At 55.5% G+C, this 22,263-nt stretch carries 24 protein-coding genes; 17 read left to right on the top strand and 7 right to left on the bottom strand.

Annotation, left to right across the window (positions count from 1 at the left end):
• Positions 1–126: 126 nt before the first annotated feature.
• From BMZ81_RS11380 to BMZ81_RS11410, 7 genes are all read right to left on the bottom strand, one after another.
• Positions 127–1,116 carry an ABC transporter permease gene (locus BMZ81_RS11380; RefSeq protein ID WP_091132164.1) on the bottom strand — a complete coding sequence of 330 codons (990 nt, stop codon included), beginning with the start codon at positions 1,114–1,116 and terminating at the stop codon, positions 127–129.
• Positions 1,113–2,225, bottom strand: coding sequence for an ABC transporter permease (locus BMZ81_RS11385; RefSeq protein WP_091132165.1), 1,113 nt, complete (start codon positions 2,223–2,225; stop codon positions 1,113–1,115). The genes BMZ81_RS11380 and BMZ81_RS11385 overlap by 4 nt, the downstream gene beginning before the upstream one ends.
• Positions 2,222–3,763, bottom strand: a complete 1,542-nt coding sequence (locus tag BMZ81_RS11390) for an ABC transporter ATP-binding protein (RefSeq protein ID WP_347498066.1) — start codon at positions 3,761–3,763, stop codon at positions 2,222–2,224. Before BMZ81_RS11390 ends, BMZ81_RS11385 begins: the two co-directional genes overlap by 4 nt.
• 238 nt (positions 3,764–4,001) lie before the next feature.
• Positions 4,002–5,276 (bottom strand): BMP family ABC transporter substrate-binding protein, encoded by a 1,275-nt coding sequence (locus BMZ81_RS11395; RefSeq protein WP_091132169.1) that lies wholly within the window; start codon positions 5,274–5,276, stop codon positions 4,002–4,004.
• A gap of 248 nt (positions 5,277–5,524) precedes the next feature.
• Positions 5,525–6,460, bottom strand: a complete 936-nt coding sequence (arcC, locus tag BMZ81_RS11400; protein WP_091132172.1) for a carbamate kinase — start codon at positions 6,458–6,460, stop codon at positions 5,525–5,527.
• A 93-nt stretch (positions 6,461–6,553) separates the two neighbouring features.
• Complete coding sequence (ygeW, locus tag BMZ81_RS11405) at positions 6,554–7,744, bottom strand: knotted carbamoyltransferase YgeW (protein ID WP_091132174.1); 1,191 nt, start codon at positions 7,742–7,744, stop codon at positions 6,554–6,556.
• A gap of 84 nt (positions 7,745–7,828) precedes the next feature.
• On the bottom strand, positions 7,829–9,241 hold the full coding sequence (locus tag BMZ81_RS11410; RefSeq protein WP_091132177.1) for a YgeY family selenium metabolism-linked hydrolase: 1,413 nt from the start codon (positions 9,239–9,241) through the stop codon (positions 7,829–7,831).
• Positions 9,242–9,636: 395 nt separating this feature from the next.
• On the opposite strand from BMZ81_RS11410, the gene BMZ81_RS11415 reads away from it, so the two are divergent.
• The 17 genes from BMZ81_RS11415 (at position 9,637) to BMZ81_RS11495 (ending at position 22,114) form a co-directional block, all read left to right on the top strand.
• A complete protein-coding gene (locus tag BMZ81_RS11415) occupies positions 9,637–10,284 on the top strand; it encodes a helix-turn-helix transcriptional regulator (RefSeq protein ID WP_347498068.1) in 648 nt (215 codons plus the stop codon).
• A gap of 12 nt (positions 10,285–10,296) precedes the next feature.
• Positions 10,297–11,778: a pyridoxal-phosphate dependent enzyme gene (locus BMZ81_RS11420; protein WP_091132179.1), complete on the top strand. Its 1,482-nt coding sequence runs from the start codon at positions 10,297–10,299 to the stop codon at positions 11,776–11,778.
• Positions 11,779–11,855: 77 nt separating this feature from the next.
• Positions 11,856–13,097 (top strand): threonine synthase, encoded by a 1,242-nt coding sequence (locus BMZ81_RS11425; protein WP_091132181.1) that lies wholly within the window; start codon positions 11,856–11,858, stop codon positions 13,095–13,097.
• 86 nt (positions 13,098–13,183) lie between these two features.
• Positions 13,184–13,876 carry a hypothetical protein gene (locus tag BMZ81_RS11430; RefSeq protein WP_091132183.1) on the top strand — a complete coding sequence of 231 codons (693 nt, stop codon included), beginning with the start codon at positions 13,184–13,186 and terminating at the stop codon, positions 13,874–13,876.
• Between the two features lie 191 nt (positions 13,877–14,067).
• Positions 14,068–14,988: a stage III sporulation protein AA gene (locus tag BMZ81_RS11435; RefSeq protein ID WP_091132186.1), complete on the top strand. Its 921-nt coding sequence runs from the start codon at positions 14,068–14,070 to the stop codon at positions 14,986–14,988.
• Positions 14,982–15,479 (top strand): stage III sporulation protein AB, encoded by a 498-nt coding sequence (locus BMZ81_RS11440; protein WP_091132188.1) that lies wholly within the window; start codon positions 14,982–14,984, stop codon positions 15,477–15,479. The genes BMZ81_RS11435 and BMZ81_RS11440 overlap by 7 nt, the downstream gene beginning before the upstream one ends.
• A 10-nt stretch (positions 15,480–15,489) precedes the next feature.
• The gene (gene spoIIIAC / locus BMZ81_RS11445) at positions 15,490–15,684 is read left to right on the top strand and encodes a stage III sporulation protein AC (protein WP_091132189.1); all 195 of its coding nucleotides are present in this window, start codon (positions 15,490–15,492) and stop codon (positions 15,682–15,684) included.
• A gap of 2 nt (positions 15,685–15,686) precedes the next feature.
• Positions 15,687–16,076, top strand: coding sequence for a SpoIIIAC/SpoIIIAD family protein (locus BMZ81_RS11450; protein ID WP_242942633.1), 390 nt, complete (start codon positions 15,687–15,689; stop codon positions 16,074–16,076).
• Positions 16,073–17,149: a stage III sporulation protein AE gene (locus BMZ81_RS11455; protein ID WP_091132193.1), complete on the top strand. Its 1,077-nt coding sequence runs from the start codon at positions 16,073–16,075 to the stop codon at positions 17,147–17,149. The genes BMZ81_RS11450 and BMZ81_RS11455 overlap by 4 nt, the downstream gene beginning before the upstream one ends.
• Complete coding sequence (locus BMZ81_RS11460; protein ID WP_091132196.1) at positions 17,146–17,631, top strand: stage III sporulation protein AF; 486 nt, start codon at positions 17,146–17,148, stop codon at positions 17,629–17,631. Before BMZ81_RS11455 ends, BMZ81_RS11460 begins: the two co-directional genes overlap by 4 nt.
• Positions 17,609–18,127, top strand: coding sequence for a hypothetical protein (locus BMZ81_RS11465; protein WP_091132199.1), 519 nt, complete (start codon positions 17,609–17,611; stop codon positions 18,125–18,127). The genes BMZ81_RS11460 and BMZ81_RS11465 overlap by 23 nt, the downstream gene beginning before the upstream one ends.
• A gap of 23 nt (positions 18,128–18,150) precedes the next feature.
• The gene (locus BMZ81_RS11470; protein WP_091132200.1) at positions 18,151–18,717 is read left to right on the top strand and encodes a SpoIIIAH-like family protein; all 567 of its coding nucleotides are present in this window, start codon (positions 18,151–18,153) and stop codon (positions 18,715–18,717) included.
• 91 nt (positions 18,718–18,808) lie between these two features.
• A complete protein-coding gene (locus tag BMZ81_RS11475) occupies positions 18,809–19,186 on the top strand; it encodes an Asp23/Gls24 family envelope stress response protein (RefSeq protein ID WP_091132203.1) in 378 nt (125 codons plus the stop codon).
• A 45-nt stretch (positions 19,187–19,231) separates the two neighbouring features.
• Positions 19,232–19,681: a transcription antitermination factor NusB gene (gene nusB, locus BMZ81_RS11480; RefSeq protein WP_091132204.1), complete on the top strand. Its 450-nt coding sequence runs from the start codon at positions 19,232–19,234 to the stop codon at positions 19,679–19,681.
• Between the two features lie 101 nt (positions 19,682–19,782).
• Positions 19,783–21,000 (top strand): exodeoxyribonuclease VII large subunit, encoded by a 1,218-nt coding sequence (gene xseA, locus BMZ81_RS11485; RefSeq protein WP_091132207.1) that lies wholly within the window; start codon positions 19,783–19,785, stop codon positions 20,998–21,000.
• Positions 20,997–21,233, top strand: a complete 237-nt coding sequence (gene xseB, locus BMZ81_RS11490) for an exodeoxyribonuclease VII small subunit (protein WP_091132209.1) — start codon at positions 20,997–20,999, stop codon at positions 21,231–21,233. Before xseA ends, xseB begins: the two co-directional genes overlap by 4 nt.
• 2 nt (positions 21,234–21,235) lie before the next feature.
• Positions 21,236–22,114, top strand: a complete 879-nt coding sequence (locus BMZ81_RS11495) for a polyprenyl synthetase family protein (protein WP_091132211.1) — start codon at positions 21,236–21,238, stop codon at positions 22,112–22,114.
• The last annotated feature ends 149 nt before the right edge of the window (positions 22,115–22,263 follow it).

Consider the following 22,263-nt stretch of genomic DNA (forward strand, 5'->3'; position numbering starts at 1 on the left):
AATGAACTACTGTTAAGATAACATAAATTTTTAAAAAAATCTATCGATAAACTGAGCTCTTTTTCCGGTTCTCTGCAAAAAGAGCGCCGCTGCATTGCAGCGGCGCTTGGATACACATTGAAAAAATCAGCGTTCCTCACGGAAATATGCCAGTCCTAAACTTGCAGGCGGCTGATTTTCCTGTTTCTTTCGGAGAGAGATAAAAATCAAAACGGCAATGGTCACCAGATACGGCAGCATCTTATACAGTTCGATGTCCTTACGGCCCAGATTGGGAATCACCAGGTAGACCCAGAACAGGAGGCCAAAGAGGTAGGAACCCCAAATAGCGTTGACAGACCGCCAGGTGGCGAAGATGACCAGTGCCACGGCGAGCCAGCCTAAAGACTCAATGGTGCCGTCATTCGCCCAAGTGCCTTTGATATAGTCCATGGTATAGTACAAGCCGCCCAGGCCGGAAATACCTGCGCCAATGCAGGTGGCGAGATACTTATATCGGGTGACATTGATACCCGCCGCATCGGCGGTTGCGGGGTTCTCACCGACAGCACGGAGATTCAGCCCCTTCCGGGTGCGGTTGAGGAAGAAATGCATGACCACGGCGGCGATGATGGCCAAATATACCATAAAGCCATAGCTGAAGAAAAGAGAACCTACAGTGCCCAGATTGGTCAAATTGTTGATATTGGCCCGATAGACCGCACTGGTCGTCGCCACGGAGATCTGCCCCACACCGCCGGCCATGGTATTTAGGCCGCCGCCGAAGAAGTTCGCTACGCCGCCGCCGAAAATGGTCAGCGTCAAGCCGGTGACATTCTGATTGGCCCGGAGGGTGATGGTGAGAAAACTATAGACCAGACCACCCAAAGCAGAGGCCAAAAAGGCGGCAAGAAAGCTCAACAGCAGGCAGATCAGCTTGTTGGGATCAGGGTTGTTGAATTCATAAAAGAAAGAAGCAGCCAAGCCGGCAATGCCGCCCAGATACATAATGCCGGGAACGCCCAGGTTCAAATTGCCGGATTTCTCCGTCAAAATTTCCCCGATGGCACCGAACATGATGACGGTTCCAAACTGAATGGCAGACTGCAGCAGCTGAATAATCTGTGCGCTTGTCATTTGCCATCCGCCTCCTTTCCGCCCCGCAGAATCACGCGGTAATTGATGAAGAATTCACTTCCCAGAATGAAAAACAGGATGATGCCGGTGATGATATTAGAGGCATAGTCGTTCAAATTGAACTGGGAAGCAATCTGAATGGCTCCCTTCTGTAAAAATACCAGCAGGAAGGAAATCAAAATCATGACAAAGGTATTGAACTGGGCGAGCCAGGCCACGATGATGGCGGTAAAGCCACGTCCTCCAGCAGTAGAAGTGGAGATGGTATGGCTGGCGCCGGCGACGGCGATGAAGCCAGCCAAGCCGCAGATAGCGCCGGAGATGGCCATGGTACGGATAGTGACCTTCTTCACATTGATGCCGGCGTACCGGGCGGTGTTGACGGAATCGCCCACCACAGTGATTTCGTAACCCTGCTTGGAGTACTTCAGATATAGGAACATCCCAACCGTCAAAAGCATGACCAATATAACATTCAAGGTGTTTGCCTGTCCGAAAATTGATGGAAACCAGCCGTATTTGGTCTGCTGATTGATCACGCCCACCGTGTTGGAGCCCACGGGATTTTCCCACAGGGCCACACAGTAACTGGTAATCTGGATGGCCACATAGTTCATCATCAGGGTAAAGAGCGTCTCGTTGGTGTTCCAAAAGGCCTTGAAAGTGGCGGGAATCACACCCCAGACGCAGCCGGCCAGCAAGCTCATCACCGCCATAATCACCAAAAGAGCAGGCGTAGAGATAGAGCCGCCGAAAAACCGCATGAAACCGGCGGTAACGATACCGCCCACCAAAATTTGCCCCTCAGCGCCAATGTTCCAGAACTTCATTTTAAAGGCAGGCGCAAGCCCCACGCCGATGCACAGCAGCATCATGGCGTCACGGATTGTGACCCAGCTGCGGCGGCTGGTGCCGAAGGCACCGTCGAACATGGCCTCATACACCTGCAGCGGGTTTAGCTTGGTGACAGCAAAGATGAACACGCCGCTTACCACCAGAGACAGCAGAACGGCAATGATCCGGATGGTATAGGCCCAGGGACGGGCAATGCCATCCCGCTTGGCAATCCGGAGAAGAGGATCCTTTGTATGCTGCATTACAGTGTTCATGCTTCTACCGCCTCCTTTTTAAACCGGGTCATCAGCAGGCCGACATCTTCTTTGGTAGTAGAACGGGCATCCACTACACCGCTGACCTGGCCGCCGCAGAGAACCAGAATCCTGTCGCACAGCTCCAGCAGCACATCCAGATCTTCTCCCACATAAATAACGGCCACACCCTTCATCTTCTGCTCAGTCAAAAGATTATAAATGGTGTAAGAGGTGTTGATATCCAAACCGCGGACCGCATAAGCCGTCATCAAAACAGAGGGCTCTTGGGCAATTTCACGGCCGACCAGAACCTTCTGAACATTGCCGCCGGAGAGTCGGCGGACAGGGAAGTTGATGCTGGGGGTCACCACATCCAGCTCCGCCTTCACTTCTTCTGCCAGCTTTTTCGGGGCTTTACGGTCCGTAAAAGCACCGTGGCCCTTTCGGTAACTGCGCAGCAGCATATTTCCAGTCATGCCCAGAGATCCGACCAACCCCATTCCCAGCCGATCCTCGGGAACAAAAGCCAGGGAAACGCCTGCCCGCTTGATCTGCAGGGGCGTTTTACCGACCAGATCAACAGAGGTTCCCTCACCGATGGGCGTATAGCGAATAGAAGCACCGGGCTGCAAGGGCTGGAGTCCGGCGATAGATTCCAGCAGCTCCTTCTGACCAGATCCTGCAATGCCGGCAATACCGAGAATTTCACCACCCATGGCAGTGAAGTTTACATCATCCAGCCGTTTGACGCCCATGGCATCATAAACAGTCAGATTCTTGACCTCCAGCCGCGGCGTGGCATTCTTCGGATCGGGACGATCGATATTCAACGTGACGGCATGGCCAACCATCATATCCGTCAGCTTTTGAGGAGAAGTGTCACAGGTGGCGACATCACCGATGTACTGGCCCTTCCGGAGAACGGCTACCCGGTCAGAGACATCCATCACCTCGTGGAGTTTATGGGTGATGATAACCATGGCCTTTCCATCGGCCTTCATGTTGCGCATGACGTCGAACAGCCGATCGGTTTCCTGCGGCGTCAGAACGGCCGTCGGCTCATCCAAAATCAGAATGTCGGCGCCCCGGTACAGCACCTTTACGATTTCAACGGTCTGCTTTTCCGAGACGGACATATCATATACTTTTTTACTGGGCTCAATATGAAATCCGTATTTCCTACAAATTTCTGTGATTCTGGCGGAAGCGGCCTTCAGATCCAGTTTTCCCTCTTCCTCCAGCCCCAAAACGATGTTTTCTGCTGCGGTAAAAACATCTACCAGCTTAAAATGCTGGTGAATCATGCCAATGCCGTATGCATAGGCATCCTTAGGAGAGGCAATGGTGACCACCTGTCCATTCACCAGAATCTCACCTTCGTCAGGGAAATAGATCCCTGCCAGCATATTCATCAGGGTGGTTTTGCCGCTGCCGTTTTCACCCAGCAAAGACAAAATCTCCCCTCGGCGAATTTCCAGGTTGACGCTGTCGTTGGCAACCACCTTGCCGAAGCGTTTGGTGATATTTTTTAATTGAACTGCAATGGCGTGTTCCAAACGAATCTTCCTTTCTTTTAATAATGTTCCGCGCATGTCTCCTGACATGAGCCTCCGGAGGGAAAAGAAAAGGCAAAAGACCCCGGCGGCCCGTCTGCCGCGGAGGGGGAATCCAATGCCTGAGACAGCGGAAAATGAACTGTCCCAGGGATGATTTGCACAGAGCAAACTTCACATGCTCAGACTGAGTGGAAAAAGGGCTGCCGCGGAGGGCAGCCCCTTTTATCTCTGCGGGGGTTTAGTTGTTGTTCAGCTCCGTAATACCGTCGATACGGAGATCAAAATAGGGGGCAGAACGAATCACAGACTCCTCAAAAGCACCGTCTTTGATGACATTTTCAGTGGGACCCTCGAAGATCACATTGCCGGTGCTGAAGTCGATGATGGAGAGATTTACATCGTAGCTGTCCAGCGCCTTGCCGTCAACGGTAAACTTGCTGGCGTCGAAGACCTTCAAGCTGCCGTCCTTAATCGCGGCCCAAGCGGAGTCCACAGCCTCCTGCGTACCCTCGGCACAGCTTTCGCCCAAGGCAGAAATCATGACGGCATTGTCCTTTGCGCCGGTGGCATAGTCGTGGGGAATTTCCTCGCCGGCAATGAACTTCTCCAGAGTAGCCTTGTACAGAACGGACCAGTTATTCTGGGCAGAGGTCAGAGCTGCGGTTTTGGCGACGGACAGCATGTCGATGTTGTAGCCGACGGAGTAAACCACGGCACCGCCATCCTGTGCAGCCTGCACAGCAGAGGGAGCACCGGTGGAGTCGGCGTGCTGGCCGATGATGACGCAGCCACGGGCCATCAGGGCATTGGCAGCCTCGCCCTCAGCAACGGGATCGTACCAGGAGTTTGTATACTGCACATCCATATGAGCCTCAGGCACGATGGACTGGACGCCCAGGAAGAACGCAGTGTAGCCGGAAACCACCTCAGCATAGGGGAACGCACCCACGTAGCCAATGTAGGGATCCGTCACGGTACCGGCGTCCATCAGTTCCTTCAGCTTCATACCGGCAACGATACCGGACACATAACGGGACTCGTAGACGTTGGTGAAGATGTTCTTGAAGTTGTCCAAACCGGCGACACCAGCCTGGTCGCCGGTGGCGGCCACGAAGGTAACTTCGGGATACTCGCTGGCGGCGTCCAGCATGTAGCTCTGGTGACCGTAGGAGTCGGAGAAGATGATGGTGCAGCCCTGCTCCGCCAGATCCACAGCGGTATCCTTGCAGGTCTCATCCTCGGGAATGTTGTACTTCATGACCACTTTGCTCTGGTCTTCCGGATCGATGCCCAACTCTTTGCAGGCGGCTTTCAGGCCCTCGATATGGGCGGCGTCATAGCCGGAGTTGATGTCGTGGACACAAATTAAACCGATCTTGATGTCCGTACCTTCTGCGGGCGCTTCCTGCCCCTCACCTTCAGCCGGGGGCGTGGCGGTGGAACTGTCGCTGCCGCAGGCAGCCAAGCCCAGCACCATGACAAGGGAGAGAAGCAGTGCAAGAAACTTCTTCATTCTAAAATTCCTCCTTAAAAATGATAGACACTGGCAGGCAAATCAGATGACCTTACCTACTGCCATCATACAAGGTCAGCATGAAAAATTCAACAGAATTTTTGCATTTCTTTTGAGAACTGGCTTAGAAGCTTCTGCATTTTCAAAACAAAAAACGTTGAAAATTATGTAAAAAAATGCCAAACTGCCCAAAGAGGCGCATATTAAGCGCCTTTCTTTGGGCAGTTTGGAAAATTATAAAATATTGGCTATTGACCAATTGAGGTTCCGGTTTTTCCTGCAATACCGTCCTTTGCTTTTTCCAACAGAGTGATGAGCGCAGTACGGCCGGGTTTGGACTCGGCAAATTTTACAGCCGCCTGGACCTTGGGCAGCATGGATCCAGGCGCGAATTGACCATCCGCCTCATATTGCCTGGCCTGTACAGGCGTCAGCCGATCCAGCCACTGCTGGTCAGGCTTTCCAAAGTTGATGGCAACCTTTTCCACGGCCGTAAGAATGATCAGCGTATCGGCATTCAGTTCTTCCGCCAGAAGCTCAGAGGCGAAATCCTTATCAATTACGGCGCCGGCACCCTTGAGGTGATTCCCCTCTGTTTGAAAGACCGGAATACCGCCGCCGCCGCAGGCTACGGCCACTTGGCCGGCATCCACCAGAGCCCGTATGGCATCGATTTCGATGATGGACTTGGGACGGGGGGAAGCCACACAGCGGCGCCAGCCGCGGCCCGCATCCTCCATCACTGCGTTGCCGCGGCGGCGCATTTCCTCCGCCTCGGCCTCCGTCATAAAGGTGCCGATGGGCTTGGAGGGGTGCTGAAAGGCGGGATCTTCCGGATCCACTTCTACCTGTGTGAGAATCGTGGCCACAGGCTTGTGAATGCCGCGGTTCAAAAGCTCCTCCCGCAGAGAGTTCTGCAAGTCATAACCAATATATCCCTGGCTCATAGCCGTACAGACGGACATAGGGGCCATGGGGTGAGAGGGATCCTCGCGGGAAAGTGTGGTCATGGCAATGTTGATCATGCCAACCTGAGGCCCATTACCGTGGGCCACGACCACCTCGTGCCCTTCCTCAATCAGATCCACAATGGCGCTTGCCGTGTGCTTCACAGCGGCCATCTGCTCCGGCAGGTTTTTACCCAGGGCATTGCCGCCCAAGGCGATGACAATCCGTTTGCCCATGATAGGTGTATCCCCTTTTCTGTAATCTTTATAAAGTGAATTTGGCGGGAACATGAGATCACATTCCCGCCAAACGCCAGTTTTCAGCCAATTTTAGAAAATTTTTCGCGGACCACCCTGATCCAGCGCCATCAGCGCAGAAACGGGATCCTTCACCTTGCTCATCATAATCATGGCGGCAATGATATAGGGCTTGAAGGAGGCCTGCTTATACAGGGGCACCAGGTAACGATCGAAGACAGAGGCGTCCACCTCACCCTCCTTGCAGCTGACACCAGTGATGTCGGCGGGCAGGCAGTGGAGATACAGAGCCTTGCCGCCCCGCGTCTTTTTCATCATCTCCTCAGAGCAGGTCCAGTCCTTATGCTGGGCATTTTGGGCCAACAGCTGCTGCTCCAGCGCATCAATACCGGCCTGGTCGCCTGCCTGATATAGCTTTGTGCGCTGTTCCATGGCGGCAAAGGGAGCCCAACTCTTGGGATAGACAATATCGGCGTCCTGGAAGGCCTCCTCCATCGTGGCAACCTTTTTATAGCTGCCGCCGGTAGCTGCTGCATTCTTCCGGGCGATATCCTCCACCTCGGGCATTACGTCGTATCCCTCGGGATGAGCCAGCACCACATCCATGCCGAAGCGGGTCATCAATCCGATGACACCCTGGGGAACGGACAGGGGCTTCCCATAGGAGGGGGAGTAGGCCCAAGTCATGGCAATCTTTTTGCCCTTCAGGTTCTCCACACCGCCGAATTGATGGATGATGTGCAGCATATCAGCCATGCACTGGGTGGGGTGATCCACGTCGCACTGCAGGTTTACCAGCGTGGGCTGCTGCTCCAGGATGCCATCCTGGTAGCCCTCCTTCACGGCGTCCATGAAGGTCTTTTGATACTTATGGCCCTCTCCGATGAACATGTCATCCCGGATGCCGATGACATCGGCCATAAAGGAAACCATGTTGGCGGTTTCACGGACGGTTTCGCCGTGGGCGATCTGGGATTTCTTTTCGTCCAGGTCCTGGACCTGCAGACCCAGCAGGTTGCAGGCAGAGGCAAAGGAGAACCGGGTGCGGGTGGAGTTATCCCGGAAAATGGAGATACCGAGACCGGAGTCAAAAACGCGGGTGGACTTATTGCGCTCCCGCAGATCCCGCAGAGCATCTGCCACCGTGAAAATAGCATCCAGCTCTTCATCGGTCTTATCCCAGGTCCAATAGAAATCATTTTTGTACATGCTGTTGATGTGGAGCTTCTCCAGGTGCTGCGCCAGCTCTATTGTCTTAGACATAATCAGGACTCTCCTTCAAATTCAGATTGAAATGGATTTGCCTCTCCGCCTTTTCCAACAGAAAAGGCGGAGAAAAGCGGGTTCTTATTGAATGTCGTTGTCGGTCAAGCTTTGGCGGAATTCCGTCACATCGGCCGATTTGTTCTCTTCCTTATACAGGCCGGGAACGGCGGCATACAGTGCCGCACAGGTCACCAAATCCTGCTTCCAGGTGATCTCGTTAGGGGCGTGTGCCTGGGATTCGGCACCGGGACCAAATCCGACGCAGGGGATGCCGTACCGGCCCTGAATGGACACACAGTTGGTAGAGAAGGTCCACTTATCGGTGAGAGAACGGCCCTCCCGCAGATGCATAGCGTCCTTCTTGGGATCCGGATCCACATGACCGATCCGCTTGTCGCCCCATAGGGCGTGGTGGGCGTCAACCAGCGCCTGGACATGGGCGGCGGTCTCCTTGTTGATCCAAGTGGGGAAGAAGCACTCCGTCTCATAGACCTCGCCGGTCCAGGCGGGTCTGTCATACATGTACATACTGACCTTCACATCATCGCCGTACTTTTTGACGCTGGGCAGCTGGCGGATTTCCTCCAGACAGGAGTCCCAAGTCTCACCGGCAGTCATGCGGCGGTCAATGGAGATGGCGCAGCTGTCTGCCACGGCGCAGCGGCTGGGGGAGGTATAAAAAATCTGAGAGGTCGTGCAGGTGCCGCGGCCAAGGAAACGGGCGTCCTCCCAATGTTCCGGGTTGTACTTGGGGTTGAGCATCTTGACAAGGCCCTTAACAGCTTTGTCATCGGCATCATCATTTTCATTCAGAGCACGAACATCCTGGAGAATGTCAGCCATCTTGTAAATTGCGTTGTCGCCCCGCTCGGGAGCACTGCCATGGCAGGAGACGCCGTGAACATCCACTCGGATTTCCATCCGGCCCCGGTGTCCGCGGTAAATGCCGCCGTCGGTGGGCTCGGTGGAGATGACAAACTCAATTCTGCGCTGTGCCTCTTCCTTGCTGGGGAAGTACTTGTTGACGATGTACTGCCAGCACATGCCGTCACAGTCCTCCTCCTGGACAGAGCCGACCACCATGATTTGATAGCCCGCGGGAATCAGTCCCAGATCTTTCATAATTTTTGCGCCGTATACGGCGGACGCCATACCGCCCTCCTGGTCGCTGCCACCCCGGCCGAAGATGATGTCATCAGTCTCATAGCCCTTGTAGGGATCGGCCTCCCAGTTTTCAATGTTGCCAATGCCCACCGTGTCGATGTGGGAGTCGATGGCGATGATCTTATCGCCGCTTCCCATCCAGCCGATGATGTTGCCAAGGCCATCGATTTCAACCTTGTCAAATCCAACCTTTTCCATCTCTGCCTTGATGCACAGAACAACGTCCTTTTCTTCGCAGCTTTCGCTGGGATGGGAAATCATGGCCCGCAGGAACCGGGACATGTCGGACTTGTAGCCCTCCGCCGCAGATTTAATCACTTCGAAATCCATACGTCCGCCTCCATAATAATATTTTGTACTCGGGCTTGGGTGTTTTTACTATTTAATTTCATGATAGCACAGGGACTATATACTGTCAAACTATTTTTTTGGCTACAAAAAACTTTTTCAAATTTGGAGGCAGGAAGTGGAAGAGACATTCGGAAAGTGACAGAAAATTAGGAAGGCTTCTGTAAAAATAACCAAAAAAATTTTTTTATTAGCTAATAAATTGACATGATAGAAGAATGTTGCTATCCTAATAAACGTACAATTGTATGGAATAAGTCTGTATGAAAAGCTGGTTTGTCTGCTTGTACAAAAACCTGAAAAAATTTTAGCTAACCTATTGAATGTTTTGAAAAACGTGATATGATAAAATCAGATGTGATTAAAGGAGAGGATAGGTGACGGCATTGGAAGCGAGTAAACTGGAGCTGCTGAAGCAGATTGCCGCGGGAATTGCGGCGCAGTTTGGCAGCAATTGCGAGGTAGTCATTCACGATGTCGGCGGCAAGGGAGCGGAGCACTCGATTGTCCATATTGAAAACGGTCACGTCAGTGGCCGGAAAGTTGGAGACGGAGGCTCTCTTGTGGTTGTGGAGCAGCTGATGCAACAGGACTCCCATCCCACGGACCATTTGGGCTACCTGACAAAGACCGCCACTGGAAAAGTACTGAAATCCAGCACCATGTACATCCGCAACAACCGCGGTAAAGTCGTGGCCCTGCTGTCCATTAACTACGATATCTCTTCTTTGCTGATGGTGGAGAACGCAGTGCGGGAACTGGTTTCACCGCGGGATCAGACCCAGACAGAACCGGAAAAAATTGTAAACGTCAACGATGTCCTGGAGGAATTGATTCAGCAATCCGTAACCTTGGTCGGAAAACCCGCAGCACTGATGAATAAGGATGACAAGGTTCGCGCCATCCAGTTCCTCAACAAGAGCGGGGCCTTTTTGATTACCAAATCCGGAGATAAGATTGCGAAGTATTTTGGAATTTCCAAGTATACCCTTTATTCGTACATTGACACAAAATTGGAATCATAGGAGGATATCATCATGGGAGCCATTTCTCTCGCTGTTAACAAAGAAGGCTTGCAGCACAATATCAAGAAGGCCAAGGAAAACCATATCATCATCCCCACCATCGCGCAGATGCAGCATCCTGAGACCATCCCTGAAAAAATCCAGGCCAGTTTGAAGGGCGTGGGGCTGTGGGATGTGAATCCTCTGAACCTGTTCCGCATTACCTGGAAGAATGAGGCCAAGGAGTCCGGCGGCCTTTATCAGGCGGTGCCGAATTATATTGAGCTTCCTTCTGAGCTGACCGGCGTGCCTTGCCGGATTGTGGCCATGGTGGGCAAGTGGTTCCCCACCGGCTGCCATAAGGTAGGGGCCTCCTTTGGCTGCCTTGCTCCCCGCCTGGTGACGGGCCAGTTCGATGTGGAAAAGCACAAGGCAGTATGGCCCTCCACCGGAAACTACTGCCGCGGTGGCGCGTTCAACTCCCGGCTTCTGGGCGCCCAAGGCGTGGCCATCCTGCCTGCTGAGATGAGCCAGGAGCGGTTTGACTGGCTTCACGAAATCGGGGCAGAGGTCATTGCCACTCCGGGCTGCGAGTCCAACGTGAAGGAGATCTTCGACAAGACCAACGAGCTCAAGCGGGATCCTCAGTACATGATTTTCAATCAGTTTGAGGAGATGGGCAATCCCCTGTGGCACTACAATGTCACCGGCACGGCACTGGCGGACGTGTTTGAGGCTGTCAAGCATCCTGGGGATCAGTTTGCCGGCGCCTGCTTTACCTCCGGATCTGCCGGTACCATGAGTGCCGGCGACCTGCTGAAGGAACGGTATCCCCGTTTGAAGCTGGCGGTGGGCGAGGCGCTGCAGTGCCCCACCATCCTGGACAACGGCTTTGGCGGCCACCGGATTGAGGGCATCGGCGACAAGCATATTCCCTGGATCCACAATGTGAAGAACACCGACATGGCCATCGACATTGATGACGAGGACAGCCAGCGGCTGCTGCGTCTGTTCAACACGCCAGAGGGCCAGATGTATCTGCGGGAAGAGCTGAAGCTGTCCGACGAGCTGATTGAGAAGCTCACTTGGCTGGGCATTTCCGGCATCGCCAATGTCCTGTGCTGCATCAAGATGGCGAAGTACTATGAGTTTACCGCCCACGATGTGGTTGCCACCGTTCTGACGGACTCCGCCGTGATGTACGGCAGTCGGATTGCTGAGCTCAACGATCTGCACGGAGCGTATAACGCCCGCGAGGCGGCGCTGGATCACGCGGTTCACATGCTCACTCTGAAGACCGACAATATGATGGAGATGGGCTATGCGGAGCGCAAGCGGGTCCACAACCTGAAATATTACACTTGGGTGGAGCAGCAGGGTAAGACTGTGGAAGAGCTGAATGCACTGTGGTACGATGTGGCCGGTACTTGGGACACAGTTCATGCCCAGGCCAAGGAACTGGATGAACTGATTAACGAGTTCAATGAAGAAGCCGGCGTGCTGAAAGCGCTGTAACGAAAAAAACTTTACACGCCTCAGGGGCGGGGCCTAGCAGCCCCGCCCCTGACTGCTTGGTGAGAGGAGAATTAAAAATGAGAAACGTATTATACGGCAAATGCGTCAAATGTGGAAAAACCTATGCGGCCACGCCGGATTTGACCACCTGCGAGTGCGGCGGCATTCTGGATATTACCTATGATTATGACTACATCAAAACACAGCTGACAAAAGAGAAACTGGCCCAGCGGCAGGAGCGAACCATGTGGCGGTATCGGGAACTGCTGCCTATCGAGGAGAGTACCGAGCCCACGCCGCTGCGCGTAGGCTGGAGCCCCTTATACGAGGAGCAGCGCCTTGCGGATCAGCTGGGATTGAAGAAGCTGTGGGTAAAGGATGACGGTCAGAACCCCACTGCTTCACTGAAGGACAGGGCCAGCGCTATGGCGGTTGCCAAGGCACGGGAGGCCGGCGCAAAGGTCATCGCCTGTTCCTCCACCGGCAACGCCGCCAGCTCTCTTGCGGGCAATGCGGCTGCCGCCGGACTGAAGACCTATATCTTCGTACCTTCACGGGCGCCCAAGGGAAAGGTTGCTCAGCTGATGACCTTTGGTGCCACGGTGATCTCCGTCCAGGGAAGTTATGAGGATACCTTTGAGCTTTCCAAGGCAGCCATCGACAAGTGGGGCTGGTATAACCGGAACGCCGCCATCAACCCCTACCTTTCCGAGGGGAAGAAGACCGTTTCCCTGGAGATTATGGAACAGCTGAATTGGGAAGTGCCCGATTATATTGCCATCAGCGTGGGCGATGGCTGCACCATCGCAGGTCTTTGGAAGGGCTTGAAGGATCTGCATGCCATTGGCTTTATCGACCGCCTGCCCCGGCTGATCTCCGCTCAGGCAGGAGGGTGCTGCCCGATTAACCGGGCAATTGCAGAGAATCAGCCCTGGCATCCCATGGAGGAAAACACGCTGGCGGACTCTATCGCCGTGGGTGTGCCCCGGAACGCGGATAAAGCCCTTATGGCCATTCGGGAATCCAACGGCATTGTGGTGAATGTATCCGATGAGGAGATTATGGCAGCCCAGCAGCTGCTGGGACGGACCTGTGGTGTGTTTGGAGAGCCGGCAGGTGTGACCGGTACCGCAGGTGTGAAAAAACTTTGCGAGCAGGGTGTCATTGGAAAGGATGACACAGTGGTATCCGTTGTGACAGGCAACGGCCTCAAGGATGTGGCCAACGCTATCAAGGCCGCGGGAGAACCCATTTCCATCCCCAGCGATATGGAGCTGCTGCTGAAGGCCTTTGCAGAAGCCGGCATTGTAGTAGAATAATAGAATCATGAAAAGGGCAGGTATCGAAAGATACTTGCCTTTTTTGGAAAAATGGAATAAAATGGCGGAAAAAGGGGGCTGGAAACATGGACAAAAGGAAAGCGGCTGCGGCCGCGGCTGTGACAGTAGTAGCGGCCGCCGGGATGGTCACCGGCGCATTGTTCGACTCTCCGGCAGATCTGCTGGAGAATCCGGATCCGCAGCCCATTGTCCAACAGCTTACAGACGGCGATAATGACGCAGGTGTGCCAGAGGAAAGGCGGACAAGCCCTGTACTCCGCCTGCGGCAGTGGGCGCTGACGCTTCCGGCAGCAGTGCGGATGCTGGTGGGGATCCCTCTGTGGGCACTGGGGTGGGTGCTGCTGACGGGGTTCTCTGCACTGTGGGCCAGCGCTCTTGGACCAGTGGCGGAGCATCTGGCGGCATGGATTTGCCTGGCTGTAATTGTCTTGGCGGTGTTTACACTGTCGGTAAAGGCGGCTTTCCCCAATTTGCCGTTTCGGAGGATTCTGCGAAAGCGGACTGTGGCACTCCTGCTTCTTGTGACACTGGCGATGGCTGCGGCAGATCTGGCGCTGCCCTCCGTATGGAATGGATATAATATTACCTTTCGTACGCTCTGGCGGGTGGGAGCGACGGCCCTGCTGGTATGTTCATGCGGCATGTGTCTGGGACACCAGAAGAAGCACCCGGCCCCGCAAAGAGCGGACAGGGAATTGGCGCAGGAGGAGATTCGCGAGGAAGCACGCCGTCTGGCAGACAGTGTCTGTATAAAATAGAAAGCAATCCGGCAGCGGAAACTGCTGTGATACTCCGGTACTGTATACAATACAATTGAATTGCACGATGGGAAAAACACCGGCCCCTGCGCGAAGCAGGGGCTGGTGTTTTTTTGCGCTTGCCGCAAAAGAACTGGCATAGACCGGGACGGGCCCTCATAGAGTGAAGCAGTACAAAGGAGGGACAAGGTATGGCGGAAAGACAGGAGAAAGCAGTGGCCCGCTATGAGGCTGCTGCTGCATATTTGCCAAGCCGGCTGCGAAAGCTGGCACTGCTGCTGCCGGAAGAAGAGAAAAAAAGAGCAGAGGAGTTCCGCCTTCGGGTAGGACAGCCCATGACGGTGCTGCTGCCGGAGGGGGAGCTGACGCTGGAGGGTATTGTGAATCCGGAGGAGTTGGAGACGCTTTGCAATCTGGCGACGGAATTCTCACGCTATGCGGCGGTAGAGACGATGCGGGAGGGGTACCTGCCAGTGCGGGGCGGATTCCGGATTGGCCTGTGCGGCACGGCAGTGATGAAGGACGGTATCAATACAAACCTGAAGGATCTGTCCTCTGCGGTGATCCGGATTGCCCGCGAGCAAAGAGGCATTGCGGATCCGCTGGTATCCAGGCTGTTCCGGGATGGAGAATTTGCCAGTACGCTGATTCTCTCACCGCCCGGCGGAGGCAAGACCACTTTGCTGCGGGATATGGTCCGCTGCCTTTCCGACGGCGCGCCGGAGCGCGAGGCCAAACGAGTCTCCCTGATTGACGAGCGCGGAGAGGTAGCGGTGATATACCGGGGAGAGCCGCAGATGGATGTGGGGATGCATACGGATGTGCTGGATGCCTGTCCGAAGGCACTGGGAATTCCCATTGTCCTGCGGGCCATGAACCCACAGATTATTGCATTGGATGAGATCACCGTGCGGGAGGACCTGAAGGCAGTGGCGATGGCGTCTGGCTGCGGTGTCCGTCTGTTGGCCACCATCCACGCGGCTGATGTGGCAGAGCTGCTGCAGAAGCCGCTGTATGCGGCGCTGCTGGAAGACCGGGTATTCCGACTTGCCGTGCGGATTACACGGACGGAGACGGGCCGGGCTTACGAAGTGGAGGAACTGCCATGCTGAAGCTGCTTGGAAGTATCTGCATCTTCGGCGGCGGAATCCTGGTTTGGTGGGTTCAGGTGGCGGATTGCAGACGGGAACTGGACACTTTGACAGAACTGGCTTCCTTATTGGGACACATGGCTGAGGAGATCCGTATGACCCGTACGCCGCTGCCGCTTCTTTTGGACAGGCTGAAACAGGGACGCACAACCGCTGCGGCCAATTTTTTGGAAAAGGTATCAGCTACAGCGCGGCGGGGAGACAGTGTGACTTTAGCCTGGCAGGAAGCTTCCGGCGGACTTCCGCTGGAGGATGAGGAGATGGCAGTGCTGCGGGAGGCCGGAACCTGTCTGACCGGGGATGAGGCGCATATCTGCCAGGGGCTTATGCTGGCCTCGGCCCGCCTGTCCCAAAGCGCGGAGGAAAAACGCCGACGGAAACCGGAGCGGGAGCGCCGGGCCACGGCGCTGAGCTTTTCCGCTGCCGCTCTGCTGGTGATTTTACTGATATGAGGGTACACATATGGATGTGGATTTGATTTTTAAAATCGCCGCCATCGGCATTCTGGTGGCGGTGCTGAACCAGTTGTTGGTGCGCTCAGGCCGGGAGGAACAGGCGATGATGACCACTCTGGCGGGACTGGTGGTGGTGCTGATGATTATGGTACAGGAGATCAGCGACCTGTTTGATCTTATCAAAAACCTGTTTCATTTCTGACGATGGAACAGATCATTCAGGTGACAGGGATCTGCGTGGTGGGGGCGCTGCTGGCCCTGGTGGTGAAGCGGGGAAGTTCAGAGACGGCACTGCTGCTGACGCTGGCCGCTGCGGTGACGGTACTGCTGTTTCTGGCCGGTGCCATGGAAGACCTGGTGGCCTTTTTGGAAGAGCTGGGAGAACAGAGCGGCGTTTCTATGGATTTGTTTATTCCCCTGTATAAGACTGTGGGGATTGCCTTGGTAGTGAAGGTTGGAAGCAGCCTTTGCAGGGACGCGGGAGAATCTGCTTTGGGATCTGTCGTGGAGACAGCGGGGGCAGTTTGCGCTCTGCTGGTGGCATTGCCCTTGATGCGGGCAGTGTTGTCGCTGCTGCGGGAGTTGATGCAATGAAACAGCTGTGCATGGCGATCTTGGTTATAGCGGCACTGACAGTTGGGGCCTCTGCCGCAGATATACCGATGGAACTGGAAAAGGCTTTGCCGGAGAGAGCGGAAGAACTGCTGCGGGATGCGGATATTTCGGGTGTGGACGGGTTGTCCGGCGGAGTCGAAAATATTTTGGACTGGATGGCCTCGCAGGTACAAGCCGTTTTCCGTCAACGGGTAAAAGGGGCGGCAGCCGTGTTGCTGGTGGTGGTGTTGTGCAGTGCGGTGGACGGGTTCTACCAGGGTGCATCCAGCAAGACGACGTTATTCCTGCCCATGGTGGGGGCGCTTTCTGTAACAGTTGCGGCGGCGGGAAGCCTGGATACCCTCATCGGCCTGGGCGCCGAGACAATCGACCAGCTGTCCATATTTTCCGAGGTTCTGCTGCCGACGCTGGCAGCGGCCACGGCGGCCAGCGGTGCCATTGCAACCGCCACTGTACAGCAGGTAACGACGGTGCTTTTTGTGGATTTGCTGCTGCGGCTGATTGATGGGCTGCTGCTGCCATTGGTATATCTCTACATCGGAGTGCTGACTGCCTCCGCCATGCTGCCGGAGAATCGTCTGAATGCCATTGCGGACGCACTGAAAAAAGTAATTGTCTGGATTTTGACGACAGCATTGCTGGTGTTTACGCTGTACCTCTCTATGGCGCGGGTAATCTCGGGGTCCGCGGACGGAATGACAGTGAAGGTGGCAAAGACGGCCATTTCTGGTGTAATCCCAGTGGTGGGAGGCATTATTTCAGAGGCGTCAGAAACCGTGTTGGCAGGTGCTGGAATGCTGAAGAATACCATAGGCGTCTTCGGCACCCTTGCGATTTTGGCGGCCTGCGCCTATCCTTTTTTGCAGCTGGGCATACAATATCTTCTCTATAAGCTGACCGCCTTTCTGGCGGCCACTGTAGGGGCACCGGGACTGTGCAAGCTGATTGACGGCCTTGGCGGCGCCTTTGGTTTGGTGCTGGGAATGACAGGAGCCTGCGCGCTTTTGCTGCTTATATCCGTGCTCTCCTCCGTGGCGGCGGTGGTTCCATGATAGCGGCGCTGAGGGAGTGGCTTTTGACAGTGGTGATGGTGACGCTGCTGCTATCTGTAGCCCAGACATTGATTCCGGAGGGAAGCATCCGGAAAATTGCCTCCTTCACCGGTGGGTTGATTTTACTGGCAACCCTGCTGCAGCCGGTGCTGCGAACGGACATTGGGCGGCTGCGGCTGGATTTCGGCAGCTATGCATCCGCCGTCGAGGAACGGCAGACAGAATTGGAATCTGTGCAGAAAGAGGAGCTCTCGGCAATCATAGCGGAGCGGACGGAAGCATATATATCGGACAAAGCCGGCGCGCTGGGGCTGTCGGTCACAGCCAGAGTGCAGGTAGAGACCGGGGAGGACGGCGTGCCCTATCCGGCGGCGGTGGAAGTGGACGGCCCCAGGTCGGAGGAACTGGCGGACTACATGGAGCAGGAATTGGGGATCCAGGCGGAGAGGCAGGTTTGGAATGGACAGGAAAGCGAAAGCTGAAGGGGTGCGAAAGGCATGGGACAAATACAAACTCGTAGCGCTGGTGGTGCTGATGGGCGTCGTGCTGCTGCTATGGCCGAGTGGGAGGAGCGGAACACCGGCGGCAGGCGGGCAGGCGGTGTCTTCAGCGGACGTGGCGGACGTGCAAAAAGAGATGGAGGAGATTCTCTCCAAAATCAGCGGCGTTGGACAGGTGCAGCTGATGCTGACCATGGAGACGGACGGCGAGCGGCGGCTGGCACAGGATATGGAGCTTTCCTACAGTGGCTCCATGTCCGCGCCGGAGGACTACTCCCGCCGCTCGGAAACCGTACTGGTGGACGGCGGCAGCGGCGACGAGACGGTGGTGACCCAGACACGGTATCCCGCATATCGCGGCGCGCTGGTGGTATGCGAGGGCGGGAGCCGGGCAGATGTGAAGCTGGCGGTGACACAGGCGGTGGCGGCACTGACAGGCCTCTCCGCCGACCGCATCACAGTGGCAAAATGGCAGTGATTATTTGGAGGAGGAAGAAACCTATGAGTGCGAGACTGAGAAGAAATGCAGTGGTGCTCACCATGGCGGTGCTGGTGTGTGCAGCGGTGGCACTGAACTGGAAGTTTACCGGCGAGCAGGCGGCAGAGGAGGCGGGAACCAAAATTCTGGGAGAAGCGGCGCTGGTGTCGGGCCAGGAGACGGACGGCACGGACGAAAACGGCGCGCCGCTGGACGAGAACGCGGTCTATACGGGATCGGACTATTTTGCTTCCGCCCGTCTGACCCGGCAGCAAGCTAGGGACAACGCCATCTCCCTGCTGCAGGAGGCGGCGCAGCAGGAGGATGCGGACACAGCGGTTGCAAACGAGGCCTCCGAGGGAATTCAGGTACTGGCGTCCTATACATTGAAAGAGGCACAGATTGAAAACCTGGTAACGGCCAAGGGCTATACCGACTGCGTGGCCTTCATGGGGGACGAGAGCGTCAGCGTGGTGGTATCCACGGCAAGCGGTGATCTCACCAGCGAGGATGTGGCAAAAATTGCTGACATTGCCATGACGGAAACCGGCTATCCGGCGAGTTCTGTCAAAATCATGGCGGCAAATTAGCTGTTGTATTTTCCGGCGTATCATGGTACAATATCTATTCAGAGAAAACCCATTTTTACCAAGGACACCACGGATAAGGAGAGTCAGTACAATGGGCGAAAGCAAGGAATACATGACGCTGCCGGAGGAAAACGGAAGCATCAATATATCAGAGGAAGTCATTGCAGCCATTGCTGTGGGCGCTGTGCGGGATGTGGAAGGCGTGTCCGGCATGATGACCAACCTGGGCGGCAGTGTGACGGATTTGGTCAACAATAAGAAAAACGCCCAGAAGGGCGTCAAGGGCGTCAAAATCGATATGACGGGGACGGCGCTGGTGCTGGACATTTATTTGACAGTGGCGTTCGGCCATCCGATTCCCGAAGTGGCGGAAAACGCCCAGAAGGCGGTTATTTCTTCGGTGGAGGCGATGACCGGCTGCTCCGTGGGAGCGGTGAACGTCCATGTGGGCGGTGTGACCTTGGCCTGAGGCCGGATGTGTTTGAACGAGAGAGAAAAAAGGACGTAAAACGATATGGTACGGAATACCGCACGGGAAATTGCAATTCATCTATCCTACGAACTGAGCTTTAACGACAGGCCGATTGACACGCTGCTGGACGAGCGGCTGACGGCAGACACTTTCGCCACGCTGGCGGGAGAGGATGCCGTCTATGCCGAGGCACCCAACGCCAAGCAGGCGGAGTATATCCGCCGTCTGGTCAAGGGTGTGGCGGAGCATGGCGCGGAATTGGACGGGTATATTGCGAAGTATGCCAAGGGCTGGAACTTCGCCCGGATTCCGCTGGTGGCTTCTGCCATCATGCGGGTGGCCATGTACGAGATTTTGTATATGCCGGACATCCCCAACGGCGCCTCCATCAACGAGGCGGTGGAAATTGCCAAGAAGTATGAGACGCCGGAGACGGTGAAATTCATCAACGGGATTCTGGGCAGCTTTGTGCGGCAGGAAATTTCCGAATAACAAAGAGATAAAAGAGCGGGACGCGGCGGGTGACCGCCGCTGTCCGGCTCTGTTTTTCATGCAGACGCGGGCTTTTACAGCTGAGACAGAAGGAGGATGGAATGGAACAGCATATCTTCGGTGTGGCCGAGGTCAACAATTTGGTAAAGCTTTTACTGGACGGCGAACCGATGCTACAGAATATCTGTGTCCGCGGCGAGTTGTCCAACTATAAAATGTACCCGTCCGGCCACCATTACTTCACTCTAAAGGACGCCGAGGGCGCACTGAGGTGCGTGATGTTCAAAGGCGCGGCTATGAAGCTCCGGTTCCGGCCCGAGAACGGCATGAAGGTGATTGCCCAGGGGCGTATCACGGTTTTCCCCCGGGACGGCGCCTATCAGCTTTACTGCAATACCCTGACGCCGGAGGGCGTGGGGGATTTGGCGGTGGCCTTTGAGCAGCTGAAGGCAAAGCTTTACGCCGAAGGACTGTTTGACCAGGCCCACAAAAAACCACTGCCGCCATATCCGGAGAGAATTGCCGTTGTTACGTCCTCGGCCGGGGCGGCGGTTCACGATATGATCCGCATTCTGCGCCGCCGGTACCCCATTGCAAAAGTGATTCTTTTGCCCGTGCGGGTGCAGGGCGCGGAGGCACCGCCAGAGATTGCCGGCGCCATTCGGTATGCCAACCGCTGGAAAGTGGGAGACTTGATCATCACCGGCCGGGGCGGCGGATCTATGGAGGATCTCTGGGCGTTTAATGATGAGCGGGTGGCAAGAGCTATCTATGACTCCGAGCTTCCGGTGATTTCCGCCGTCGGCCATGAGCCGGATGTGACCATCTCGGACTTTGTGGCAGATGTCCGGGCTTCCACGCCCTCCAACGCGGCGGAGATTGCCGTGCCGGATCAGGCGGATTTGCTGCGGTGGCTCCGGGGAGCGGGAGAACGGATGAGCCAGAGTGAGGCGGCGCGGCTGGAGACCCTGCGCCAGCGGCTGGAGCTGCTGGCAAGCAAGCGGGTCATGACAAACCAGTTGGCCTACGTGCAGGATAAGCGGATGGAGCTGGTGCATCTCCAGCAGCGGGTAGGGGATCTCTCCGGCGCATTGGTGGCCAGAAAGAGGGAGAAGTTCTCCATGCTGTCCGCGTCCCTGGATGCGATGAGTCCGCTGAAGGTACTAGGCCGGGGATATGCCATGGCACAAAATGAAACAGGCGGTATTTTGAAAAGTTATCGGGATGTGGCAGCCGGAGACCGGGTGTCCGTCACGCTGGGAGAGGGCGGCTTCCATTGCACGGTGGACAAGCCCTATGCAAAGGAGAATGCGAAATGAGCGCAAAGAAGGCAACGTTTGAGCAGCAGATTCAGCGGCTTGAGGAGATTGTGACCGCACTGGAAAAGGGAGACGCCCAACTGGCGGAGTCCCTGAAGCTGTTTGAGGAGGGCACCAAGCTGATTGCCGCCTGTTCTAAAGAACTGGATCAGGCGGAGCAGCAGGTAGTGAAGCTGATGAAGGGCGCAGATGGCGCGCCGGTAGAACTGCCTTTTGAGGAAAAAGAGGAGTGAACATGGACAAGCAGGCGTTTGATGCCCGGTATGAGACATACAACCGGGCGGTGGAAGCTTATCTGGATGGCCTTTTTTGCAAAGAGACCGCATGGAAGGATTTATATGAATCCATGCGGTACAGCCTGCTGGCAGGCGGCAAGCGCATCCGCCCCGTTTTGACATTGGAATTCGCCCGGCTGGGCGGAATGGATTGGCGGAAGGCCCTGCCGGTAGCCTGCGCATTGGAACTGGTGCATACCTATTCCCTGATTCATGACGATTTGCCCTGCATGGATGACGATGATCTCCGCCGGGGAAAGCCAACCAACCACAAGGTCTTTGGCGAAACCATGGCGGTACTGGCAGGTGACGCCCTGCAGCCGGAGGCATATCGGCTGATTTTGACAGCGCCGGATCTGAGTGCGGAGCGCCGGGCAGCCTGTGCGCTGATTTTGGCGACGGCCTCCGGGGCAGATGGTATGGTGGGCGGACAGGTGCTGGATACGCTTCATGAGCCAAAGACGGAGCCGGAACTGCGGCAAGTGCATCAACTGAAAACCAGCGCGATGATTTCGGCGGCCTGCCGGATGGGATGCGCAGCTGCTGGCACAGGGGAGGAGCTGCAGCAGGCTGCTGCAGAATATGCACGGCAGCTTGGCCTGGCGTTCCAAATCCGGGATGACATGCTGGACGTGGTGGGCGACGAGCAGGTTTTTGGAAAGCCCATCGGCTCTGACGCGGAAGAGGGAAAGATTACATTTGTGAATATTTTGGGTCTGGCTGGCTGTGATGCTGCTGTGCTGGACTGTACGGAAAGGGCCAAGGCTGCCATAGAGAATGTGGAAGGGCGGGAATTCCTCTGCCGGATGGCAGATCAGTTGGCAGAACGGAAGCGATAAAAGACAATAGTGGGTGGCCGCTTTTCCCCAAAAGGAGAGTAGCGGCCACTCTTTGTGAAAGACTGAGAATGGTATTCTGTTATTGCGCATATAAATTGTTTGATGGATATTCATATTTTTTACAAAAAGGCAGTACGCACCGCCTTATA

Origin of the sequence: Oscillibacter sp. PC13 (assembly GCF_900115635.1) — a bacterium.
In the GTDB taxonomy this organism is placed as follows: domain Bacteria; phylum Bacillota; class Clostridia; order Oscillospirales; family Oscillospiraceae; genus Oscillibacter.